Raw genomic sequence first — 19,449 nt, forward strand, 5'->3', positions numbered from 1 at the left:
GCGGCGCAGCGGTTACGCGTAGGCGATCGACCGATCGCGCCCGAGCCGCTTCGCGCGATAGAGCGCGGTGTCGGCCTCGTTGACGAGCACCTCGCACGCCGGCGCGCCCGCCTTCGCGCACGCGCCGCCGACGCTCGCCGTCACCGGCACGCTGACGCCCTCCGCATCGACCGGCGTGCGGCCGATCGCATCGCGCACCTTGTCGGCCACGAGCATCGCCTCGTCGAGATTCGTGCACGGCAGCAGCAGCGCGAATTCCTCGCCGCCGAAACGGCCGAACGTGTCCTGCGCGCGCACGATCGACGCGACCCGGCGCGCCGTCTCGCGCAATACAGCATCGCCGGCCGCGTGCCCGAACCGGTCGTTGATCGTCTTGAAGTGGTCGAGGTCGAACAGCAGCACCGACAGGTCGCCGCCGTAGCGCTGCCAGCGCGCGAACTCGTTGCCGAGCTGCGTCTCGAAGAAACGCCGGTTCGCGATGCCGGTGAGGCCGTCGCGATTCGCATGTTCGCGCAGCTTGGCGACCGCCTCCTCGCGCTCACGCTGCATCACGCTCACGTGCGTGACGTCCGAGATCGTCACGCACACGGCCTCGACGTCGCGGCCGCGCGTGAGCGGCATGAACGTGCAGTCCTGCTGCATGTAGTCGACGCCGCCCGTGATCGGCCGGTCGTGCTCGAAACGAAACAGGTAGGGTCGCTGCTCCCACGAGCTGAACGCGAAGCTGCCGAGCTGGAACACGCTCTCGAGCTTGCGTTCGAGCCACGCGCGCGGCAGTTCCGGAAAGCAGTCGAACAGGTCGCGGCCGATCACGTCGGCGGCCGGGATACCGCTGTGGTCCTGCATGAAGCGGTTCCACATCAGCACGGTCATCGTGCGGTCGAGCACGAACAGGCCGAAGCCCACCCGTTCGATCACGAGGTCGCTCAGCGACGCGGTACCGGTAGCGGCGTTCATAGCGCGGACAGCAACGCGTCGAGCGCGTCGCCCATCAAGCGGATCGAATCCTCGGCCATCAGCATCACGAAATGTGCGCGGAACGCGTGATCCTCGAGCCCGAAGTTCACCTCGAGCAGCAGCGCGACGCTCCACGCGAGCGCGTTGGCCTGGAACACGTCGTCGAACGACACGTTCGCGCCGAGCAGCCCCGGCGGGAAGAACACGGGCTTGCGGCCGAACTCGTCGAGGATCGACGCGACGCAGGCGCTCATCAGCACGTTGGCGACGTCGAACACGAGTTCGTCCTGCGTCGCCATGCCGGCGTACGCGCCGTCGCCGAACGTGCGCTCCATCAGCGACATGAGCCGCGCGACGCCCGCGCTGCGACACAGCACGATCGCCTCGCCCTTGATGTCGGAGCGGAAGCCCTGGCGCACGGCCGTCACGTTCTCGTGGATGCCGGTCATCTCGCGCAATGCGTCGCCCGCATCGGCGGCCTTCACGATGCGCACGCGCGGTACCGACAGCTCGATGAAGTGCCCGAGCAGCAGCGCGAGCCGCGCAGCGGCGCGGCCCATCGCGAGGTTGGCGATTTCCTGCAACGCGTCGCGTTGCTCCGCCGTGAACACCGATTCAGGCATACAACCCATACTCCTTGAGAATGGGCAGCAACGCCTCCGGCGTCACGGGCTTGGCAACGAATGCGATCGCGCCCATCTCGCGCACGCGGGCTTGCGCCTGCGGCTGGATATCGGCGGATACCACGATCACGAACGTGTTCAGATCTTCGTGGCGCAGTGTCTCCAGCACCTGATAGCCGTTCATGTCGGGCATCGTCAGGTCCAGAAACATCACGGAAGCTTTGCCGTCACGATAGAGCGCCAAGGCCTCGCGACCATTCGCTGCATACGCGACATCGACGTCCCAGTCTCCCGGCAGCGCCTTTGTCAGAAGTTTGCGAGCGAGCAGGGAATCGTCGGCAATCACAATCGGCAAAGGCATGGCGGCGAAGCGGTATACGGAATGGTCTCTCTCGCGTTAACGACCGCTCGGCGCATTTCTTGAGCCGCCATGCAATCAAGCGCGGGCAACCGCCGTGCGGCCGTGCGCGGGCGCCGCGGTACGATGCACGCGACGCACCGCGCGGCAAACGCCGGCGGGCGCATATATCTGTCATAGGGAAAGCAAGGCGCGATTCTCTGAGTAAACCGGAGGCGGTGCAACTCGCCATTTTCACTATTTCAAACAGAATCGATCCGATCGCCCGGCATTCCGAAAACAGCCGCGACCATTTCCGGGATAAGCACGCAAAATTTTTCCTTGTGTACGTTTGCGCTGCCGGATTCATAGCGTTTTCAATCTTTCAGTGTTCCCCTGTCGGACCTGACAGGTAGCGCGCACGTGCGGCGGCGCGGCGGGCATGCGCAACTCGTTTATGATGGAACACCTCCGCTTCACCCGCTTTCCTTGATGACGTCCGAACGGCCCGCCGACTCCCGCACTCACGCCTCCACACCCGCTGACGACTGGCAGGACGACGGCAGCTATGCGGCCGGCGCGCCCGAGCACGATTTCGCGGTGCGTCGCGTCACGCTGATCGTGCTGCTCGTCGCGGCGATCGTGCTGCCGTGCATCTACGTGTCGGTGATGGCGTACAACGACCTGAGGACGCGCGAAGCCGCGGCAAGCGACGTGACGATGCGCACCGTGCGCGTCGCAGAGGAGCATGCGCTCAAGGTGTTCGACCTGAGCGAAACGCTCGATGCGCGCATCGTCGACCTCGTGCAGGACATGGACGACGCCACCGTGCGCCGCCAGGAGTCCGACATCCACGAAGCGCTGAACACCATCGGCGGCGGCTATCCACAGGTGGCTGCGGTGTCGATCTTCGGCGCGAGCGGGATGCTGCTCGCGAACAGCCTCTACTATCCGGCGCCCTATGCGTCGATCGCGAACCGCGACGACTTCGTGGGCATTCGCGACGGCAAGGTCATCGAACATATCTCGCGGCTGATGATGGGGCCGCTCAAGCTCGAGAACATCCCCGTGTTCAACACGGGCGTCGCGCGACGCCATAGCGACGGTTCGTTCGCCGGGATGGTGTCGATCGCGCTCAAGTCGTCGTATTTCAACGCGTTCTACCGCGACCTGCTCGGCGGCGCGGCCACGCCGATGACGATGGCGCTCGCACGCTCCGACGGCGCGGTGATCGCGTCGTACCCGCCGCCGCCGTCGCTTGCGCACACCGATCGCATCGCCACCTTCGGCAACGCCAGCAATGATCCGCGCATGGGCATCGTGCGCGTGCGCCATGACGGCGCCGGCAGCGAGATCGTCGCGTACCGCCAGGTCGGCAGCTACCCCGTATACGTGACCTGCGCGTACCGGACCTCGGCAATCTGGCGCGAATGGTACGAACACCTGAGCGTGCTGTTCATCTCGATGTTCGCGCCGTCGGTCGCGCTGTGGTCGGTGATCTGGCTGTCGCTGAAGCGGCTGAAGGCGGAAGAGGAGGCGTGGGACCGCTGGCAGGCGGAGGCGTCGATGCGGCGTTCGATCGAATCGGCGTACCGGCAGTCGCGCAAGATGCAGGCGCTCGGCAACCTGGTCGGCAGCGTCGCGCACGATTTCAACAACCTGCTGATGATCATCTCGAGCAACGTGCAGATCGTGCGGCGACGCGGGGTCCAGCAACTCGACAAGGAACTCGACGCGATCGAACGCGCGCTGAAGAACGGCCAGTCGCTCACGCGCCAGCTGCTCGGCGTCGCACGCAAGCAGCCGCTGCACAACGAGACGATCGACATCGGCCAATGGCTCGACACGTGCCGCGAACTGCTGAAGACATCGCTCGGTTCGAAGTCGTTGCTGGTCGTCGCGATCGAACCCGGCGTGTGGCCGATCCGGATCGATGTCGCGGAGCTCGAGCTCGCGGTGATCAACCTCGCGGTCAACGCGCGCGACGCGATGACGACCGGCGGCCGCTTCACGGTCGGCGCGCGCAACGTGACGCTGCGCCGCGAGGACGGCTTTCCGCTGACCGGCGATTTCGTGCAGATCTCGCTCGACGATACGGGTTCGGGCATGGCGCCCGACGTGCTCGCGCGCGCGTTCGAGCCGCTGTTCACGACGAAGGCGCAGGGGATGGGAACGGGCCTCGGGCTACCGCAGGTGTTCGCGTTCTGCGAGCGCTCGGGTGGCCTCGCGACGATCGACAGCGCGGTCGGCGCCGGCACCTCGGTGCGCCTCTACCTGCCGCGCGCGCGCGTCGAGGACATCGTCGCGCGGCCGCACGCCGCCGTCGCACACGACACGAGCGCGCTCGCGGGCCTGCACGTGCTGCTGGTGGAAGACAACAGCGAAGTCGCGGCCGGCACCGAAGCGCTGATCACGCTGCTCGGGCACCGCGTGACCTATGCGCCCACCGCCGACGACGCGTTGCGCCTGGTCGAAGGCGCGGCCGCGAACGACACGTTCGACCTGGTGATTTCGGATATCCACATGCCGGGCAGCCTGAACGGCATCGATCTCGCCGAAGCCATCGCCAGGCGGCCGGGGAAGCTGCCCGTGATTCTGGTCACGGGTTACGCGGAGGAACTCGATCGCACGCGCACCGTCAACGTGCGCGTGCTGTCGAAGCCGTTCGACATCGCGCTGCTCGACGAGATCCTGCTCGGGATCCGCGAAGCGCGCGATGCGCGGCACACCGGCACCTGACCCACGGCACGCGGGCCCGGCGCCGACAGCGGGAAGGGGAGGGCGATCAGGCCGCCTTCAGCACGCGCACCCAGTCGACGTAGCGATCGACGAAGCCCTGCAGGAACTTGCGGGTATCCTCGCTGACGATCTGGCCTTGGTCGTCGATGCGCGCCGGGTCGTGCTTGATGAACATCTCGGGCTGGCCGAGCATCTTCACGTCGAGATACGCGAGCACGTTGCGCAGGTGTTGCTGCGCGAGCGCGGTACCGACCGCGCCCGGCGACGTGCCGAGCACCGCGCCCGGCTTGCCGGACCACGAGTTGTGACCCCACGGGCGCGAGCCCCAGTCGAGCGCGTTCTTCAGCACGCCCGGGATCGACCGGTTGTACTCGGGCGTGACGAACAGCAGTGCGTCGGCCGCTTCGATCGACTTCTTGAAGCGCTGCGCGACTTCCGGAAAATCCGCGTCGTAATCCTGGCTGTACAGCGGCAGTTCGCCGATCTCGACGAATTCGAACGAGAAATCGGCGGGGGCGAGCGAGATCACGGCATGCGCGAGCGCCAGGTTCCAGGAACCGCGACGCAGACTGCCGACGACGACCGCAACACGATAGGACATGGTTTTCTCCTTCCGGTGAGTAACGAATCGGATCGATTGATTCTGAACAGACGACAAAGGTCTGTTTATAGGCAAGCCAGCCCGCGAGCCGTCCCACGGGGCCGAGCGGCCGACTTTCCACAAGGTTTTCCACAGAAATTGTGGATAACTTGATCGTTATGGTCTGATGTTACAGACCGCCTGCATCGCGATTTCGCGGCGCGCGACGCGGGGCTCCGGCAAGCATAGCGCAGCGCGCCGGCAGGATTCGTGAATTCGTGACGGAACATGCATTGCGGGTCGGCGTCGCGCCCAGTAAGCTGCTCGGACCGCGACAAGCCCGCCCGGTGGCATGCGCGCGATCGCTCCTTGAGACTCCCGACCCGCCATGCCGTCCGCGTACGACGATCCCGCCTACCTCTCGCAACTGCGGCACGACCTGCTGCGTTTCGCGCGACTTCAGCTCCGCGATGCCGATGCGGCCGAAGATGCGGTGCAGGAAGCGCTGACCGCCGCGTGGTCGCACGCGGGCGAGTTTGCCGGACGGTCCGCCCACAAGACCTGGGTGTTCGGCATCCTGCGCAACAAGCTGATCGACATCCTGCGCGTGCGGCAGCGGACGGTGAGCCTGTCCGCGCTCGATGCGGAGCTCGACGGCGAATCCGTGCTCGATCGCGAGTTGTTCAAGGAAAACGGGCACTGGGCCGCGCATACGAAGCCGCGACCGTGGCCGCGCCCCGAAACGCTACTGCAGCAACAGCAGTTCTGGACGCTGTTCCAGGTCTGCCTCGACCATCTGCCGGAACAAATCGGGCGCGTGTTCATGATGCGCGAATTCCTCGATGTCGAAATCAACGACATCTGCAGCGAACTGACGTTGACGACGAATCATTGCAGCGTGCTGCTGTATCGGGCGCGCACGCGCCTGCGCACCTGCCTCAGCGAAAAAGGACTGACGACCGAAGATGCTGCCGGGGAAATGTAGGAACGTGACGCGACTGCTGTCGGATGCACTCGACCGGTCTTTGACGCTGCACGAGCGCGTGCAGGTGCGCGTGCATCTGCCGGTCTGCAGCGGATGCCGGGCCTATCGCGGCCAGATCGCACTGCTGCGGACGGCCGCGCAAGCGGCGGCGGGGCGGAGTGCGAGGGATGGGGCGGCCGGGAAGGCGGATGAATCGTCGGGCGACGGCCAGGACTGAGTTGCCGGTGTCGTTCGGGGAGTGCGGGGTAGGGCGATGGATGAGGTTGTCGGGTTGCCCGTTGGAGGCGGCTCGCGGTCACTGTGGAGGGCGCTGCCCGCGCGCGACGTCGGAGATCGTCGGCGGTATGCGATTTCAGTCGATCGATCCGGCGTGCCGCGCTCCTTGTGATTGGATTGCGGCTACCAGCGGCCGGTGAGCGTCACGTACGGTGCTGCCGGCGTCACGGCCACGGAGGTCGATTGCGGTACGCGACTTCAGTCGATCGATCCGGCGCGCTCGCGCCGGGGTGACGCGATAAGAAAAATACGCCAGGCAATAATTATTCGAACAACGCACGTACCGACTCGGGCGGCCGCCCGATGGCTGCCTTGCCTCGATACACGACGATCGGACGTTGCAGCAGGATCGGATGCGCGGCAATCGCTTCGTATGCCTCCGCATCGGTCAGATTCGCGCGGGCCAGAGCCAGCGTCTTGTACGGCGCCTCTCCGTCGCGAAGCATGTCGCGCACCGGGCGCCCAAGTTGACGATGCAGCGCTTCCAGTTCCTCGACCGTCGGCGGCGTCTTCAGATACTCGACGACATTCACCGGCGCGCCGGTGGTGTTCAGCGTCTCGACCAGCGCGAGCGTCTCGCGGGACTTCGAGCAGCGGGGATTGTGGTAGATCGTGATCATCGTTCAGGCCTGGGTGGTAGAGGTCGGTATTGTAGCCAGTCTGGTTGGGAGCGTTTCGGCGGGGTATCGACGTGCGAGGGGAAGAGGGGAATGAAGACTCGGTGTGACGTAGGGCGCGCCAGCGAGTGCGAAACGCGCTTGATGCGTTTATGCGCATAAAGTGTGTTGCGTGGACGATCACCAGAGGCCGTCTGCAAGAATGAAGAGCGCAGGTGAGTGACGACGCATCGCTATGACGTGATGCAGGCGGCAGCGCGAAAGCCGCCGTATGGCTTATCCGTCGTTGGGTTTATGCGCATAAAGCTCACGCTTACCGGGTTGGGAATGCCCGTTCATATCGCGCGTTTCAGAGCGCATCGACAAGAAGGAGCCCTCGTTGAGCGCTCGCGCTTCGATGCCCTGAGTGATCAGTGACTCGATATGTGATGGCGCCCGGGGCATCGTCGCAGTTCAACCTGATACGCAACTGCCAGCGTGCGACCGAAGGTAGTCGTCGATCCGCTCGATGGTTTATGCGCATAAACACCGCAGGGCGGACTGCGCTTCGGCGACGCACACGGCGCGCTTTGCGCGTATCTCGTCGGCCGAGGCCGAGTTGGGTCCCCATTCGGGCGTGAGTGCAATCGACGGGTTGGTCTCGCCGGTCCTCACCAGAACCCGAAAGTTTATGCGCACAAACTCACCCGCCACCGAGGCTGCGCCCTCTCAACAAGCGGAAGGGCAGGTGCTGACACATCGCAGCGACCGGCTTCCCGAACGTGATCACGAGACGCCTGACAGCGCGACTCTCCAGTCGCGCATCATCCACGCGCGACAACCTCGACTCCACTGTTCCAGCCACCCAGCATACTCCATTCGTTTATGCGCATAAACCGATAGCCCGAATGGCTAACGCGTAGTTGGCGAACGACAATTTCATTGAAATATAAATATCGTCCTGTAGAATTCCAACGACCAAAAACAGGAGTGAAAATTGGCCGCGGAAATCATTGCAGTCACTCAACAAAAAGGTGGCGTCGGCAAGAGCACGATTGCCATGCACCTCGGCGCGGCATTCCATGAGAAAGGGAAGCGCGTCCTCGTCGTCGACGCAGACGGTCAAAACACACTGATTCACTGGTCGAGCGCATCCGGTGACAGCGACGCCGGTATTCCTTTCCCGGTCGTCAACCTCGCCGAAGCCGGCGGCCAGATCCATCGCGAGATCAAGAAGTTCATCAACGACTACGACATCATCGTTGTCGACTGCCCGCCGTCGATTACCGAGAAGGTGTCCGGCGTCGTGCTGCTCGCCGCATCGATTGCCGTGATCCCGACTTCGTCGTCGCCGGCCGATTACTGGTCGAGCGTCGGGCTGGTCAAGCTGATCCAGCAGGCGCAGGTGATGAACGAAGACCTCCGTGCCGTCTTCCTGCTGAACAAGACCGAAGAGAAGCGCATGCTGACGCGCGAACTCAAGCGCGCGCTCGAGGAACTCGGCTTCCCGCTGTTGAAGACGCAAATCCCGACCCGGGAAGCGTACAAGCAGGCGATGGCGCTCGGTCAGACCGTGCTGCAGATGAACGATCGCGGCGCCAAGCTGGCCGCTGCGGAAATCCGCGCATGTGCCGACGAAATCGTCGCCATGCTGCCCTGACTTTATGCGCATAAAGGAGTCACATGAAGCCCTCCCAATTTGCAAAAGGATTCCAAGCGCGCCCGGATATCACGACGAGCGAGAAGCGCACGGCGCTTGATCGACTGAATGCCATCGACGGCATCGTCAAGTCCGAGACGGCCACGCCGGCCCCGACGAAGTCCGCCAAGAAAGACATCACGCCGCCGCCGGCTCCGGAAGTCCTGCTCGATCCGTCGACCGACGAATCGCCGCAATATCGCGCATGGCGTCTGGAGAACCGCTACGCGCCCGGCCAGGTGATCGAGCTGTCGCTGAAGGCGATCAAGCATAGCCCGTTCAACCCGCGCCACTTCTATCTGAAGTCGTCGATTGCCGAACTCGCGGTCAACCTCGCGAAGCAGGGGCAACAGCAGGCGATCCACGTGATTCCGGACTACGACAATCCGGGCTCGTATTTCGTCAGCGACGGCGGCCGTCGCGTGCGCGCGCTGAAGGAGGCGAACAAGGAATCGGTGAAAGCGATCGTGATCGACGTGCCGATCGGGATCCAGAGCTACAAGCTCGGCTACGACCTGAACGTGCAGCGCGATTCGCAGACGGTGTTCGACAACGCCGTCGTATGGCGTCGCTTCCTCGACGACAAGCACTTCCAGAGTCAGAAGGAGCTGTCCGAACATCTCGGCCTCGACGAATCGACGGTCGCCGTTGCGCTGTCGATCGGCAAGCTGCCGGAAACGGTGATGCAGGAGATGGTCGCGCGCCCCGATCGCTTCGGGTCGAACATGGCGTATCAGGTCGGCCGTTATCACAATGCGCGCGGCACCGACGCAACGCTGCGGCTGATCAACAAGATCGTGTCCGACGATCTCAGCACGCGCCAGGTGTCGGACATCGTCAAGGGCCGCGTCGCGGCGCAGGAAACGCCGAAGCCGGCCGGCCGTCAGCGCTATGCGCAGCGCCTCGAGATCAAGCTCGGCGGCAAGTCGGTCGGCGATCTGAAGTCGTATGGCGAAGACCGCATCGAACTGCGCCTGCGCGGCCTCCCGAAGGACAAGCGCGACGCGATCCTCGAGCAGCTCGAGCGGATGCTGTTGTCGGACTGAGGAAAGCGGCCGGCAGGGCCTGGCGAGGCGCCGGGCCCGCCGGTGGGGGCGGGCGGCCGGCGGCGGCCCGTCAGCGGGCCTGAACGGGCCTCAGGCGGCCCGGGATTGATTCAGGGTGAACGACAGCAGGTCGCCGTCGGTCGGCTCGCCCCAGGTCTTCTGGGCCAGCCAGTCGAAAAACGCCGTCTCGGCCAGCTTCGAATCGAGACCGCGCTTGCGCCAGTCGTCACGCAGGTGCGAGCCCATCGTCGGCAGCACTTCCGACTCGAACGACTCGCGCGCCACTTCGCGCTCCGCGTCGCCTTGCTCCTCGTACAGCACCTTCGCTTCCTTGCGGCGGAACGCCGCGAATTCGCTCAACAGACGCGCCTTCAGATCGTCCGGCTGCGCCGCGACGACCTTCGCTGACGGCGTGCCGGCGGGCAGCGCGTCGACGGACTCGACCGGCGGCGCATAACCCTTCTTCAGCGCATCCTTGAACAACGCGGGCGCGCTGCGCACCGGCGGTAGCGTCGTGCTGCGCATCCGTTGCTCGGTCATCTGCAACGCCGCGCGAATCCGGTTTTCCTCGCTGTCCGCGTAGAGCGTCTGCGCTTCCTTGAGCGGAATCCCGAGCTTCACCATCCGGTCGACCAGCGTGCTGTCGAACACGTTCGGATGCTCGTCGAGCGCCAGCATCGGCTGCTTGCGTTCGGTCACGCGGAACTGGATCTCCGCGACCCGCCGACCTTCACGATGCTCGATCAGTTCGACGAAGATGTTGGTGACCGCGTTGACCTCGGCGATCGCCGGACGCAGGTAGTCGCGCTTGAAGTACTTGTACTCGCGCTTCGCCTCGTCGCCGGCTTCCGTGTCCGGCGTGCCCGACAGGATCGGCCGCCACCATTCCCACGGTTCGCGCATCGTCAGGTGACTCGGGTTCGTCAGGTAGCGCACGCAGATTTCGTAGAGCGCGAGGCCGGCGCTGCTGCGCAACTGGCTCTGGAACTGCAGGCTCAGGCGTGCGTACTGGACCGGGTCGAGCAGCTTCTTCTTGATCTTCGGTGCGAACGAGAATTCGACCCACACGCGGCGGGTGGCCGGATCCTCGAGAATTTCCGCATCGGCGATCAGCGTCGAGATCCCCCACTTGCGGCCCGGCTTCTGGCTCGACGTGCCCGTGCTCCATTCGACCTGCACCGACACCATGCGGCGCAGGTGTTCCTTCACCAGTGCGGTGTCGTTCGAATCGAAAGCGGAGTTGGCAACGATGTCCGACAACAGCGCGCGATAGGTATCGCCCGAGTCGTCGGCCTGCTGCGCGACGGCGAGCAGGACATTGAACAGCTTGCGGGTGAGGAGCGTGATCTTGCCGCTCTTCGGCTGAATTGCGATCGCCTCGACGGCCTTACGCAATTCGGCTGAACTGGCACTCACCACATCCACATCGGTTTTCTTGGCGCGCTTCGTGGCCATGCGTCGGGTCGGAGGAGAAGTTTTCCGGAAGGATAGCGCCTGTGGTGATGTGCGTCCAGAACGACATGCTCACCATAGCCGGTGAAGTGCGCGTGCAAAACGGCACTCACCCCAACCACCTCCCGAAAACGCTCACCGGTCCGGAATTACGGCGTTTCCGACTCTTCCAGACGTGTCGCGGGATGCGCCGATTCACAGATTTTTGCCTGTGCTCGACACGTGCGAAACTTGCTCCCGTATTCGCTCACCTTTCGATTTGTCGTAATTTTACGACTGCGTCGGCGTACGTCCGTCACAGGGTCGCCACTGGATGTCCCGGCATCGCGCCGACCGGTCCGCAGCGGCCTGTATGCATGTACAGGCGTGCCTGTGCGGGCGATCGCGAACCCGTCCGGTAGCCGGAAGCGGCGATCGAAATGGCGTCCTGCTGTGTCGATCGAACCCGTTTCACAGGCCCGGGCGCGCATTGTACAGCGTGCAAAACGCGTTCGGTCCCGAAAATTCTCACCTCACAGGCTCGGAAGTCTGTGACCAGGCCCCCGACGAATCCCCGGCACGCACGGGATCGACCGCCGTCACCTCCCGAAAAACCTCACCTTACTGAAAAAAGCGGCGCTGCAACGGACGCGAAAGCGCCTCCCGAAAAATCTCACCGTAACCGGCGCGGTATCAAAAATGTCAATGGCATCCGATACTTATGTGCTGCAGGCACTCCGCTGTGTCCGACGATCATCCCCCGAAAAGCCTCACCTTTCTGACATCCGGGCCGATGCGATAGCTGTGTGTCGGCTCCTGAAAAACCTCACCTGTGCCCAAAAGTGGCACAGTAAAAATCAGATTTCTGCCAGTCCCGGCGGGCTTTTCGGCGAATTCGTCCCGTCACAGGTCCCGAAAAGCCTCACCGTTGACCAATTTTCGAGCAAATAGCGCTCCTGAAAAATCTCACCTGTGAGGGCGCCGGCACGCTGTGATTTATGCCCCGAAAAAGCTCACCTCAACGGGATCCGGGCTGGAAAACCCGGATTTCGCTCCCGAAAAGCCTCACCTTTAGGGCTTCCCTGGCCCCACAGGGCCCTTTTGCTGTGCAAAATGGCAGTCGTTTCCCGGAAACCCTCACAGCAAATCCGCGCGGAGTCCCGTGAAACCTCACCTTTCATGAAAACTGCCCAAAAGATGGGCAGAATCGGGGCGCGAAGAAGGTCCCGCAAATTCTCACCTATGTCTGCACAGGCAGAAAACTGTGCGCGTAGTCACAGCGCGGGCTCCGCGGCTGTGCGGACCCGAAAACCCTCACCCTTGGGAAACCTCGTGTTTCACTGTGATCCCGAATCCGCTCACGACCTTTCCCGCATCGGCTCACGCAGCTCCCTGAACCCCATCACTTCAGCTCCCGCAGAAGATCACCTTGGTTCCCGTAAAACTTCACCTTGTCAGCCGGAAAGCCTTGCTACATAAGGCTGTGCCGTGGCGTTAACGTTTTTAACTAAGGGTTCAAGGGTGTTTACTTCTAATACTCTCAAGACATAGGCCGTCGAGTTTTCCACAGAGACCCCAACCCCTGAACACCCACAGGCTGCGATGTCCGTTGTCATGTGAAACAAATGCCCTTTTTCTGTGCCTACTCGAAAACGCTGTTAGTACAAGGACTTGGCTAACTTTCTTCGCTTTGTTTCACGGAATCGGAGCGCTGGCTCGTCCAGAACAGCTCACAGATCCGATTTCTGTGCACAGCGATGTAAATTCACCACGGTCAGCGGAAACAAGTATCAAAAAATACGTATTTCGTTATGATCACAACATTTCAATGTCTGTGAGTCCTGCCATGACGCTGGATGAAATGCGTGAAGTCATCCGAGAAGAACTGGAATCGCTGCGCGCGAGCGGTGCGCGGCGCCAGGAACTGTCGCTGCATGCTTGCAAGCGCCTGTTCTTCGATCTGGGCATCCGGCCATCGGCCGCCAACGTTCGCGATCTGACGCAGACCGGCAGTGCCAGCGATATTCCGAAGGACATCGATCACTTCTGGGAACGCATCCGTTCCGCGTCCAAGATCAGGCTCGACGGTGCGGCAATTCCGAAAGCGGTCGAAGAAAAGGCAGGTGCATTGCTCGGCGCGCTATATGAAGAGGCATTGAAAGCGGCGCGGGAAAGTCTCGACGTTGACCGCGAACAGGTTCGCGCCGGCGTGACCGACGCGGAACAGCGGCTGCGCGACGCCACGGTCCGCCAGGAAACACTCGAAGGCGCGCTCGCCCGCAGTGAAACCCGCAACGACCAGTTGCAGGCGCGCGTGACCGAACTCGAAGTGCAACTCGCGTCGCAATCGACGCACGGTTCGGCAAACGAAGCGACGCTGCTCACCACAGTTGCCCGACTCGAAAAAGAACTGGCGGCAATGGCCGGCCGCGTCGATGCGGAACAGACGCAGAACGCGGCGCTGCGCGACCGCATCGATACGCTGCAAGCCGAATTGCAGCAGCGTACCGAGCACTATGCGCAGCAGATCAAGGATGCGGTGGCCGAAGCCGAGCGTCGCGTCAAACCGATGCTGGTCGAACTGGATTCGCTGCGCAGCATGGCATCGACCTACCAGAGCGGCCTGCGCGACGTGCAGCGCAAGGAATTCGATTTCCTTCAGCAGCTGAGTTCGGCCAAGGCCCGCGCGGACCGGCTCGAGGAACAGCTGCGCAGCCAGGGTGACGAACTGGAACGCGCGACGCGCGACGTGAACACACTGCGCGCGAGCCGCGGGATGAATCCGGAGATTTCCGCGTTGATCCGGCGTCTGGCCGAGGCGGGCCAACTGGATGCGGATGCGTTTTCCGCGATCGGTACGTCGCTGGATCACGAGATTCCGGTACCGAACCAGTGCCCGCATTGCGACGGTGAACCGGAGCTGTCGCATGGCGACGACGGGTTCGAAGTATCGTGCCCCGAATGCGAACATGCGTCGGGACCGTGGCCTTCCCGATTCGAAGCAGTTGCGCGCTTTGCGCGCAACTGACGGGCCGGCAGGCACAGCCATCCCACAGGTGAGGTGATCCGGGACGCTTGAGGTGAGGTTTTTCGGGAGCTGTGAAACGGTGAGGCTCGGCCGAGCAAGGCTGCTCACGGCTCATGTCGCTTGAGCAGCCGGCTTTGGATCAGTGAGTTTCTTCCTGGTCGGACGGGGCACCATTGGCCAGGTCATCGCGCCAGTTTTTCCACGCGCGGTGCAGCCGGTTCGACGAAATCGGCCGCACGAAGCCCAGCCATTGGCCGACCCGCTCGGGCGCCACGTCGTGCTCGAACAGTTCGGCCGCATAGCTGTTGCGCAGCGTTTGCGGACTCGCGCGCGCGGTGCGCGACGACGTGAGCCCGGCGGATTCGACGATCGCATCGATCGCGCGCAGCATCGTCGCCTTGTGCATCGGCCGCCCGGCGTGCGAGGCCGGGAACACGAGATCGCCCGGAATCTCCTGGCGCTTGCGCTCCACGAGCCATGCTTCGAGCAACGCGATCGCGAACGACGCCAGATGGGTTTCGCGCGCGAAATCGGGATGCGTTGACGGGATCTGCAGCGACGTTCCACTCGTAGTGATGCAACTAATCGTAAGTGCGCGTGCTTCGCCGGTTTTCACGCCTGCGCCGAGAAACGCGGCGACGAGCGCGCGGTCGCGCCGTTCTTTCCAGTATGCGGAGCCAGACACGCTGATCGGCGAAAACAGGTAGGCCAGCAACTTCGCGCGTTCGGCTGGCGTCAGGAAACCGGTCGGCTCGTTGTCGCGTGCCTGTCGCCAGTTCGCTTCGCCATCCTGAGCAATGAAGCGGGCCGGGTTGGTGGATGCGAACTCGGTGCGCCGGATGTGGTCGAGCACGCGCTCGATCAGCCGCAAATAGCGCATTCGTTGCGTCTTCCGGATCGGAAGCTCGCCGACGAAGTTCGCAATCGATGCCGTGTCGACCGTGGCCAGGTTCTTCTGATGCGCACGCAGCCAGGTGAGAAAGGCACCCCATTGCGCGCGATAGACATCGGCCGATGAACGGCGGTAGTCCTGCATGGCAAGCCAGGCGTCGAACGCGGTTTCGGGTGAGACGATCCAGTCGGACGTGCCGCGGTCGAACAGATCCTTTTCTTCCGGGCGTGCAGGAGTGTCGGGGGACGTGGGAAGGGACATGTTATTTATTCCGTTAGTTGCGTATATGGTAGCCCTTTCCGCAACGTCGCGGGCAGCAGGATGCGGGAGGGGGCCGCCGTGTCGGACGGCCCGGGCATGGCGTCAGTCGCCCCACGCCTTGGACGGACGGTGAATGCGCTCGCGGGGCGCCGCATCGTGCGACCTGGCCGCCGCTTCATACGCGAGGACCGCGAACGAGAAGACGGCAGGGAGCGCGTTCGACCGGCCGAAGTCGATCGGATCGTCCGTTTCGGGAAAGGTCATGTCCGATGGCCGTTCGAACAGTTGACGCATGCCGGCCTCGTGCCGGCTGGCAAAGCCGAGATCGGCGAGCGCCTCGGCTTCGATGGCGTGCAGCAGGCGCCACGACAGCGGGACGCGCTGACGGATGTAGCGCCCGGCAATATGGCGAACGATCAGCTCGAGGTCGTGCGCAGCAGCCTTGAAGCTGAGCGCGGCCAAATCTTGTTCTTCTGTCATCGCAGGCTCCTGTCGACCGGGGCGGGCGCCTCGGTGCGCCGGCTCCGGCCATGCATGGCGGAATGTCCGTATACTGTACAAACATACAGTATTTTCCGCAACTGGCCTTTCTGCCAGCTATCCGCATCGTCAGCGATGGATCACGATCAGTAATGCGCGGGCCTCGCCCTTGCCCGGGTTGCGGATCGCATGCGGTGTGTCGGCCGGGTAGCGCGCCGTGTCACCGGTTTTCAGGCGTCGGCTCGCCGCCGCGGCTTCGATTTCCATCGCACCCTGCAGCACGGTGAGGTGCTCGCGGGTGCCGGGTTCGTGCGCGTTCGACACGAGCGCGCCGCCGCCGGGCAGCGTCAGCTCGTACCACTCGAACTTGCCGGCCAGGTCGATCGGACCCCACACGCGCAGCTGGTAGCGGCCGTCGTGGCCGGCGAGCGTCGGGATGTCGTGCGGGCCGTCCACGCGGATCGTCTCCGGCGCTTTCGGTTGCGAGAACAGTTCGTCGAGCGTGATGCCGAGCGCATTCGTGAGCCGCCACGCGACCGCGATCGTCGGATTGGCCTTGTCGCGCTCGATCTCGGAGAGCATCGATTTCGATACGCCGGCCGCGCGCGACAGGTCGTCGAGCGTCAGCTTGCGCTCGTTGCGCAGGCGCTGGATTTGCTCGCCGACTCGCGGCGGCGTGACGGCCGGCGGCTGCGGTGCGGCGCCGGCTGGCGTGCGCCGCGACGCGGAGGAACTTGCCATTTGGTTTCCGTTCGCTTAGAGTTGTTCGGTATTTCGAATTCTAGTTCGGAATATCGGATAAGTGCGGTCAACCGAACGACCGACTATAACAGTAGCAGGCCGTTGCGCTGCCGCCACGAGTGGCGCGTGCCGGAATGCGAATCCCTGTCAGGAGCTTTGCGATGCGTGATGCCTTTCTCGCCCAGGTGCGCGGGACGCTCGACCAGATCCGTGCGGACGGTTTTTACAAGACCGAGCGCGAGATCGCGAGTCCCCAGGCGGCGGCCGTGCGGCTCGCCGGCGGTGCCGGCGTGCTGAATTTCTGTGCGAACAACTATCTGGGTCTGGCGAACGATCCGCGCCTGGTCGCCGCGGCGCAGGCCGGTCTCGACCAGGACGGTTTCGGCATGGCGTCGGTGCGTTTCATCTGCGGCACGCAGTCCGTGCACAAGCAGCTCGAAAGCGCGCTGGCTGCGTTCCTCGGCACCGAGGACAGCATCCTCTATTCGAGCTGCTTCGATGCGAACGGCGGCCTGTTCGAGACGCTGCTCGACGAGAACGACGCGGTGATCAGCGACGAGCTGAACCACGCGAGCATCATCGACGGCATCCGCCTGTGCAAGGCGAAGCGTTACCGCTACAAGAACAACGACCTGTCCGACCTCGAGGCGAAGCTGAAGGAAGCCGACGCAGCGGGCGTGCGTCACAAGCTGATCGCGACCGACGGCGTGTTCTCGATGGACGGCATCATCGCCGACCTGAAAGGCATCTGCGACCTCGCCGATCGCTACGGCGCGCTCGTGATGGTCGACGATTCGCATGCGGTCGGCTTCATCGGCACGCATGGCCGCGGCACGCCCGAGCACTGCGGCGTCGAAGGCCGCGTCGACATCATCACCGGCACGCTCGGCAAGGCGCTCGGCGGCGCATCGGGCGGCTATGTCGCGGCCCGTCGCGAGATCGTCGAATTGCTGCGCCAGCGTTCGCGCCCGTACCTGTTCTCGAACACGTTGACGCCGAGCATTGCCGCGGCGTCGCTGAAGGTGCTGGAACTGCTCGGCAGCGACGAAGGTGCGAAGTTGCGCGAGCGCGTGCGCGAAAACGGCGTGCGTTTCCGCGAGCAGATGACCGCAGCGGGATTCACGCTCGTGCCGGGCGCGCACCCGATCATCCCGGTGATGCTCGGCGACGCGCAGCTCGCGACCAACATGGCCGACCGGTTGCTCGCCGAAGGTGTCTACGTGATCGGCTTCTCGTTCCCGGTTGTGCCGCGCGGTCGCGCGCGCATTCGCACGCAGATGAGCGCGGCGCACACGCCGGAACAGATCGACCAGACGGTCGCCGCGTTCGTGCGCGTCGGCAAGTCGCTCGGCATCGTCTGACGGAGGCGCGATCATGAAAGCACTGGCAAAGCTCGAACGCGGCCCGGGCCTCACGCTCACGCGCGTGAAGCGTCCCGAAGTCGGACACAACGACGTGCTGATCAAGATTCGCCGCACGGCGATCTGCGGCACCGACATCCATATCTGGAAGTGGGACGACTGGGCGCAGAAGACGATTCCCGTGCCGATGCACGTCGGTCACGAATACGTCGGCGAGATCGTCGAGATGGGGCAGGAAGTGCGCGGCTTCGCGATCGGCGATCGCGTGTCCGGCGAAGGCCACATCACGTGCGGTTTCTGTCGCAACTGCCGTGCGGGGCGCCGGCATCTGTGCCGCAACACCGTCGGCGTCGGCGTGAACCGCGAGGGCGCGTTCGCCGAGTATCTGGCGATTCCGGCGTTCAATGCGTTCAAGATCCCGCCCGAGATCTCCGACGATCTCGCGTCGATCTTCGATCCGTTCGGCAATGCGACGCACACGGCGCTGTCGTTCAACCTCGTCGGCGAGGACGTGCTGATCACCGGTGCCGGCCCGATCGGCATCATGGCTGTCGCGATCGCGAAGCATGTCGGCGCGCGCAACGTCGTGATCACCGACATCAACGACTACCGGCTCGAGCTCGCGCGCAAGATGGGCGCGACGCGTGCGGTCAACGTCGCACGCGAGTCGCTGCGCGACGTGATGGCCGACCTGCGGATGACGGAAGGCTTCGACGTCGGCCTCGAGATGTCGGGCGTGCCGAGCGCATTCACGAGCATGCTCGAGGCGATGAATCACGGCGGCAAGGTGGCGCTGCTCGGCATTCCGCCCGCGCAGACGGCGATCGACTGGAACCAGGTGATCTTCAAGGGGCTCGAGATCAAGGGCATCTACGGTCGCGAGATGTTCGAGACCTGGTACAAGATGGTCGCGATGCTGCAAAGCGGCCTCGACCTGTCGCCGATCATCACGCATCGCTTTGCGGCCGACGATTACGAGAAAGGCTTCGCCGCGATGCTGTCCGGTGAAAGCGGCAAGGTGATTCTCGACTGGACGGTCTGAGTGCCGGCGGGGCCGCTCGGCGCGTTTGCCGGCTGCCCCGCTCGCGTCGGTATGAGCGTTTGTCGAGGCCCGGCGGCTTCGGCAAACGCTTAAGGTGAGGAAATTCGGGAGCTGTGTTTGCGTGCCGAACGGCAGCTCGATCACGCATTCGCTGCACCTGTGGGCGCGGAATTCAACGGCTGCACGCGGTTTCTCGTTCGTGATGCGAGGGCGATCACGCTGCGATCCCCCGGGACCCATCGGTGACATGCCATTGCGCATGCACCTCACCCATCAAGGCTGCTCCCCTGTCCCCGCTGTCGCGTCGCTCGGCGCCGTGTCTTTCTTCTTACCCTTTCGTTCTCGCTTGCCGCGCTTGAATAGCGCGGCAAGCGC

17 protein-coding genes are annotated in these 19,449 nt (G+C 63.9%); 8 read left to right on the forward strand and 9 right to left on the reverse strand.

From position 1 onward, the window contains the following. Positions 1–12: 12 nt before the first annotated feature. The 3 genes from PI86_RS03350 to PI86_RS03360 are packed head-to-tail and all read right to left on the reverse strand — an operon-like array spanning position 13 to position 1,941. Entirely contained in the window at positions 13–957 is a 945-nt protein-coding gene (locus PI86_RS03350) for a GGDEF domain-containing protein (protein WP_014900714.1), read from the reverse strand. Next, positions 954–1,580, reverse strand: coding sequence for a chemotaxis protein CheC (locus PI86_RS03355; RefSeq protein ID WP_014900713.1), 627 nt, complete (start codon positions 1,578–1,580; stop codon positions 954–956). Before PI86_RS03355 ends, PI86_RS03350 begins: the two co-directional genes overlap by 4 nt. Further along, complete coding sequence (locus PI86_RS03360) at positions 1,573–1,941, reverse strand: response regulator (protein ID WP_014900712.1); 369 nt, start codon at positions 1,939–1,941, stop codon at positions 1,573–1,575. Before PI86_RS03360 ends, PI86_RS03355 begins: the two co-directional genes overlap by 8 nt. A gap of 468 nt (positions 1,942–2,409) precedes the next feature. On the opposite strand from PI86_RS03360, the gene PI86_RS03365 reads away from it, so the two are divergent. After that, complete coding sequence (locus PI86_RS03365; protein ID WP_039318672.1) at positions 2,410–4,656, forward strand: hybrid sensor histidine kinase/response regulator; 2,247 nt, start codon at positions 2,410–2,412, stop codon at positions 4,654–4,656. A 46-nt stretch (positions 4,657–4,702) separates the two neighbouring features. Here the strand turns inward: PI86_RS03365 and PI86_RS03370 are convergent, their stop codons facing one another. Further along, positions 4,703–5,257: an NADPH-dependent FMN reductase gene (locus tag PI86_RS03370; RefSeq protein WP_039318674.1), complete on the reverse strand. Its 555-nt coding sequence runs from the start codon at positions 5,255–5,257 to the stop codon at positions 4,703–4,705. 367 nt (positions 5,258–5,624) lie between these two features. Between PI86_RS03370 and PI86_RS03375 the strand changes: the two genes are divergently transcribed. Then, entirely contained in the window at positions 5,625–6,221 is a 597-nt protein-coding gene (locus PI86_RS03375; RefSeq protein WP_039318676.1) for an RNA polymerase factor sigma-70, read from the forward strand. Continuing rightward, positions 6,202–6,438, forward strand: a complete 237-nt coding sequence (locus PI86_RS03380; protein WP_039318678.1) for a zf-HC2 domain-containing protein — start codon at positions 6,202–6,204, stop codon at positions 6,436–6,438. Before PI86_RS03375 ends, PI86_RS03380 begins: the two co-directional genes overlap by 20 nt. Before the next feature lie 322 nt (positions 6,439–6,760). Here the strand turns inward: PI86_RS03380 and arsC are convergent, their stop codons facing one another. Next, a complete protein-coding gene (gene arsC / locus PI86_RS03385; protein WP_039318680.1) occupies positions 6,761–7,117 on the reverse strand; it encodes an arsenate reductase (glutaredoxin) in 357 nt (118 codons plus the stop codon). A 973-nt stretch (positions 7,118–8,090) separates the two neighbouring features. On the opposite strand from arsC, the gene parA reads away from it, so the two are divergent. Continuing rightward, complete coding sequence (gene parA / locus PI86_RS03390) at positions 8,091–8,753, forward strand: ParA family partition ATPase (RefSeq protein ID WP_014900706.1); 663 nt, start codon at positions 8,091–8,093, stop codon at positions 8,751–8,753. A gap of 23 nt (positions 8,754–8,776) precedes the next feature. After that, positions 8,777–9,838, forward strand: a complete 1,062-nt coding sequence (locus tag PI86_RS03395; protein WP_039318682.1) for a ParB/RepB/Spo0J family partition protein — start codon at positions 8,777–8,779, stop codon at positions 9,836–9,838. Between the two features lie 90 nt (positions 9,839–9,928). Here the strand turns inward: PI86_RS03395 and PI86_RS03400 are convergent, their stop codons facing one another. Continuing rightward, the gene (locus tag PI86_RS03400; protein WP_014900704.1) at positions 9,929–11,293 is read right to left on the reverse strand and encodes a replication initiation protein; all 1,365 of its coding nucleotides are present in this window, start codon (positions 11,291–11,293) and stop codon (positions 9,929–9,931) included. A gap of 1,822 nt (positions 11,294–13,115) precedes the next feature. Here PI86_RS03400 and PI86_RS03405 point away from each other — a divergent pair. Continuing rightward, positions 13,116–14,297, forward strand: a complete 1,182-nt coding sequence (locus tag PI86_RS03405) for a DNA-binding protein (RefSeq protein WP_039318685.1) — start codon at positions 13,116–13,118, stop codon at positions 14,295–14,297. A gap of 139 nt (positions 14,298–14,436) precedes the next feature. On the opposite strand, the gene PI86_RS03410 is transcribed toward PI86_RS03405, so the two are convergent. The 3 genes from PI86_RS03410 to PI86_RS03420 all read right to left on the reverse strand — a co-directional run bounded on the left by PI86_RS03410 (position 14,437) and on the right by PI86_RS03420 (position 16,671). Then, on the reverse strand, positions 14,437–15,450 hold the full coding sequence (locus PI86_RS03410) for a tyrosine-type recombinase/integrase (protein WP_039318687.1): 1,014 nt from the start codon (positions 15,448–15,450) through the stop codon (positions 14,437–14,439). A 102-nt stretch (positions 15,451–15,552) separates the two neighbouring features. Further along, positions 15,553–15,930: a DUF2471 family protein gene (locus PI86_RS03415; protein WP_039318689.1), complete on the reverse strand. Its 378-nt coding sequence runs from the start codon at positions 15,928–15,930 to the stop codon at positions 15,553–15,555. Positions 15,931–16,059: 129 nt separating this feature from the next. Further along, positions 16,060–16,671, reverse strand: coding sequence for a helix-turn-helix domain-containing protein (locus tag PI86_RS03420; protein ID WP_039318691.1), 612 nt, complete (start codon positions 16,669–16,671; stop codon positions 16,060–16,062). Positions 16,672–16,832: 161 nt separating this feature from the next. On the opposite strand from PI86_RS03420, the gene PI86_RS03425 reads away from it, so the two are divergent. Both PI86_RS03425 and tdh read left to right on the forward strand, forming a co-directional pair. Then, positions 16,833–18,032: a glycine C-acetyltransferase gene (locus PI86_RS03425; RefSeq protein WP_014900699.1), complete on the forward strand. Its 1,200-nt coding sequence runs from the start codon at positions 16,833–16,835 to the stop codon at positions 18,030–18,032. Positions 18,033–18,045: 13 nt separating this feature from the next. Further along, positions 18,046–19,074, forward strand: coding sequence for an L-threonine 3-dehydrogenase (gene tdh / locus PI86_RS03430; RefSeq protein ID WP_014900698.1), 1,029 nt, complete (start codon positions 18,046–18,048; stop codon positions 19,072–19,074). The last annotated feature ends 375 nt before the right edge of the window (positions 19,075–19,449 follow it).

It is taken from the genome of Burkholderia sp. A9 (genome assembly GCF_000801975.1).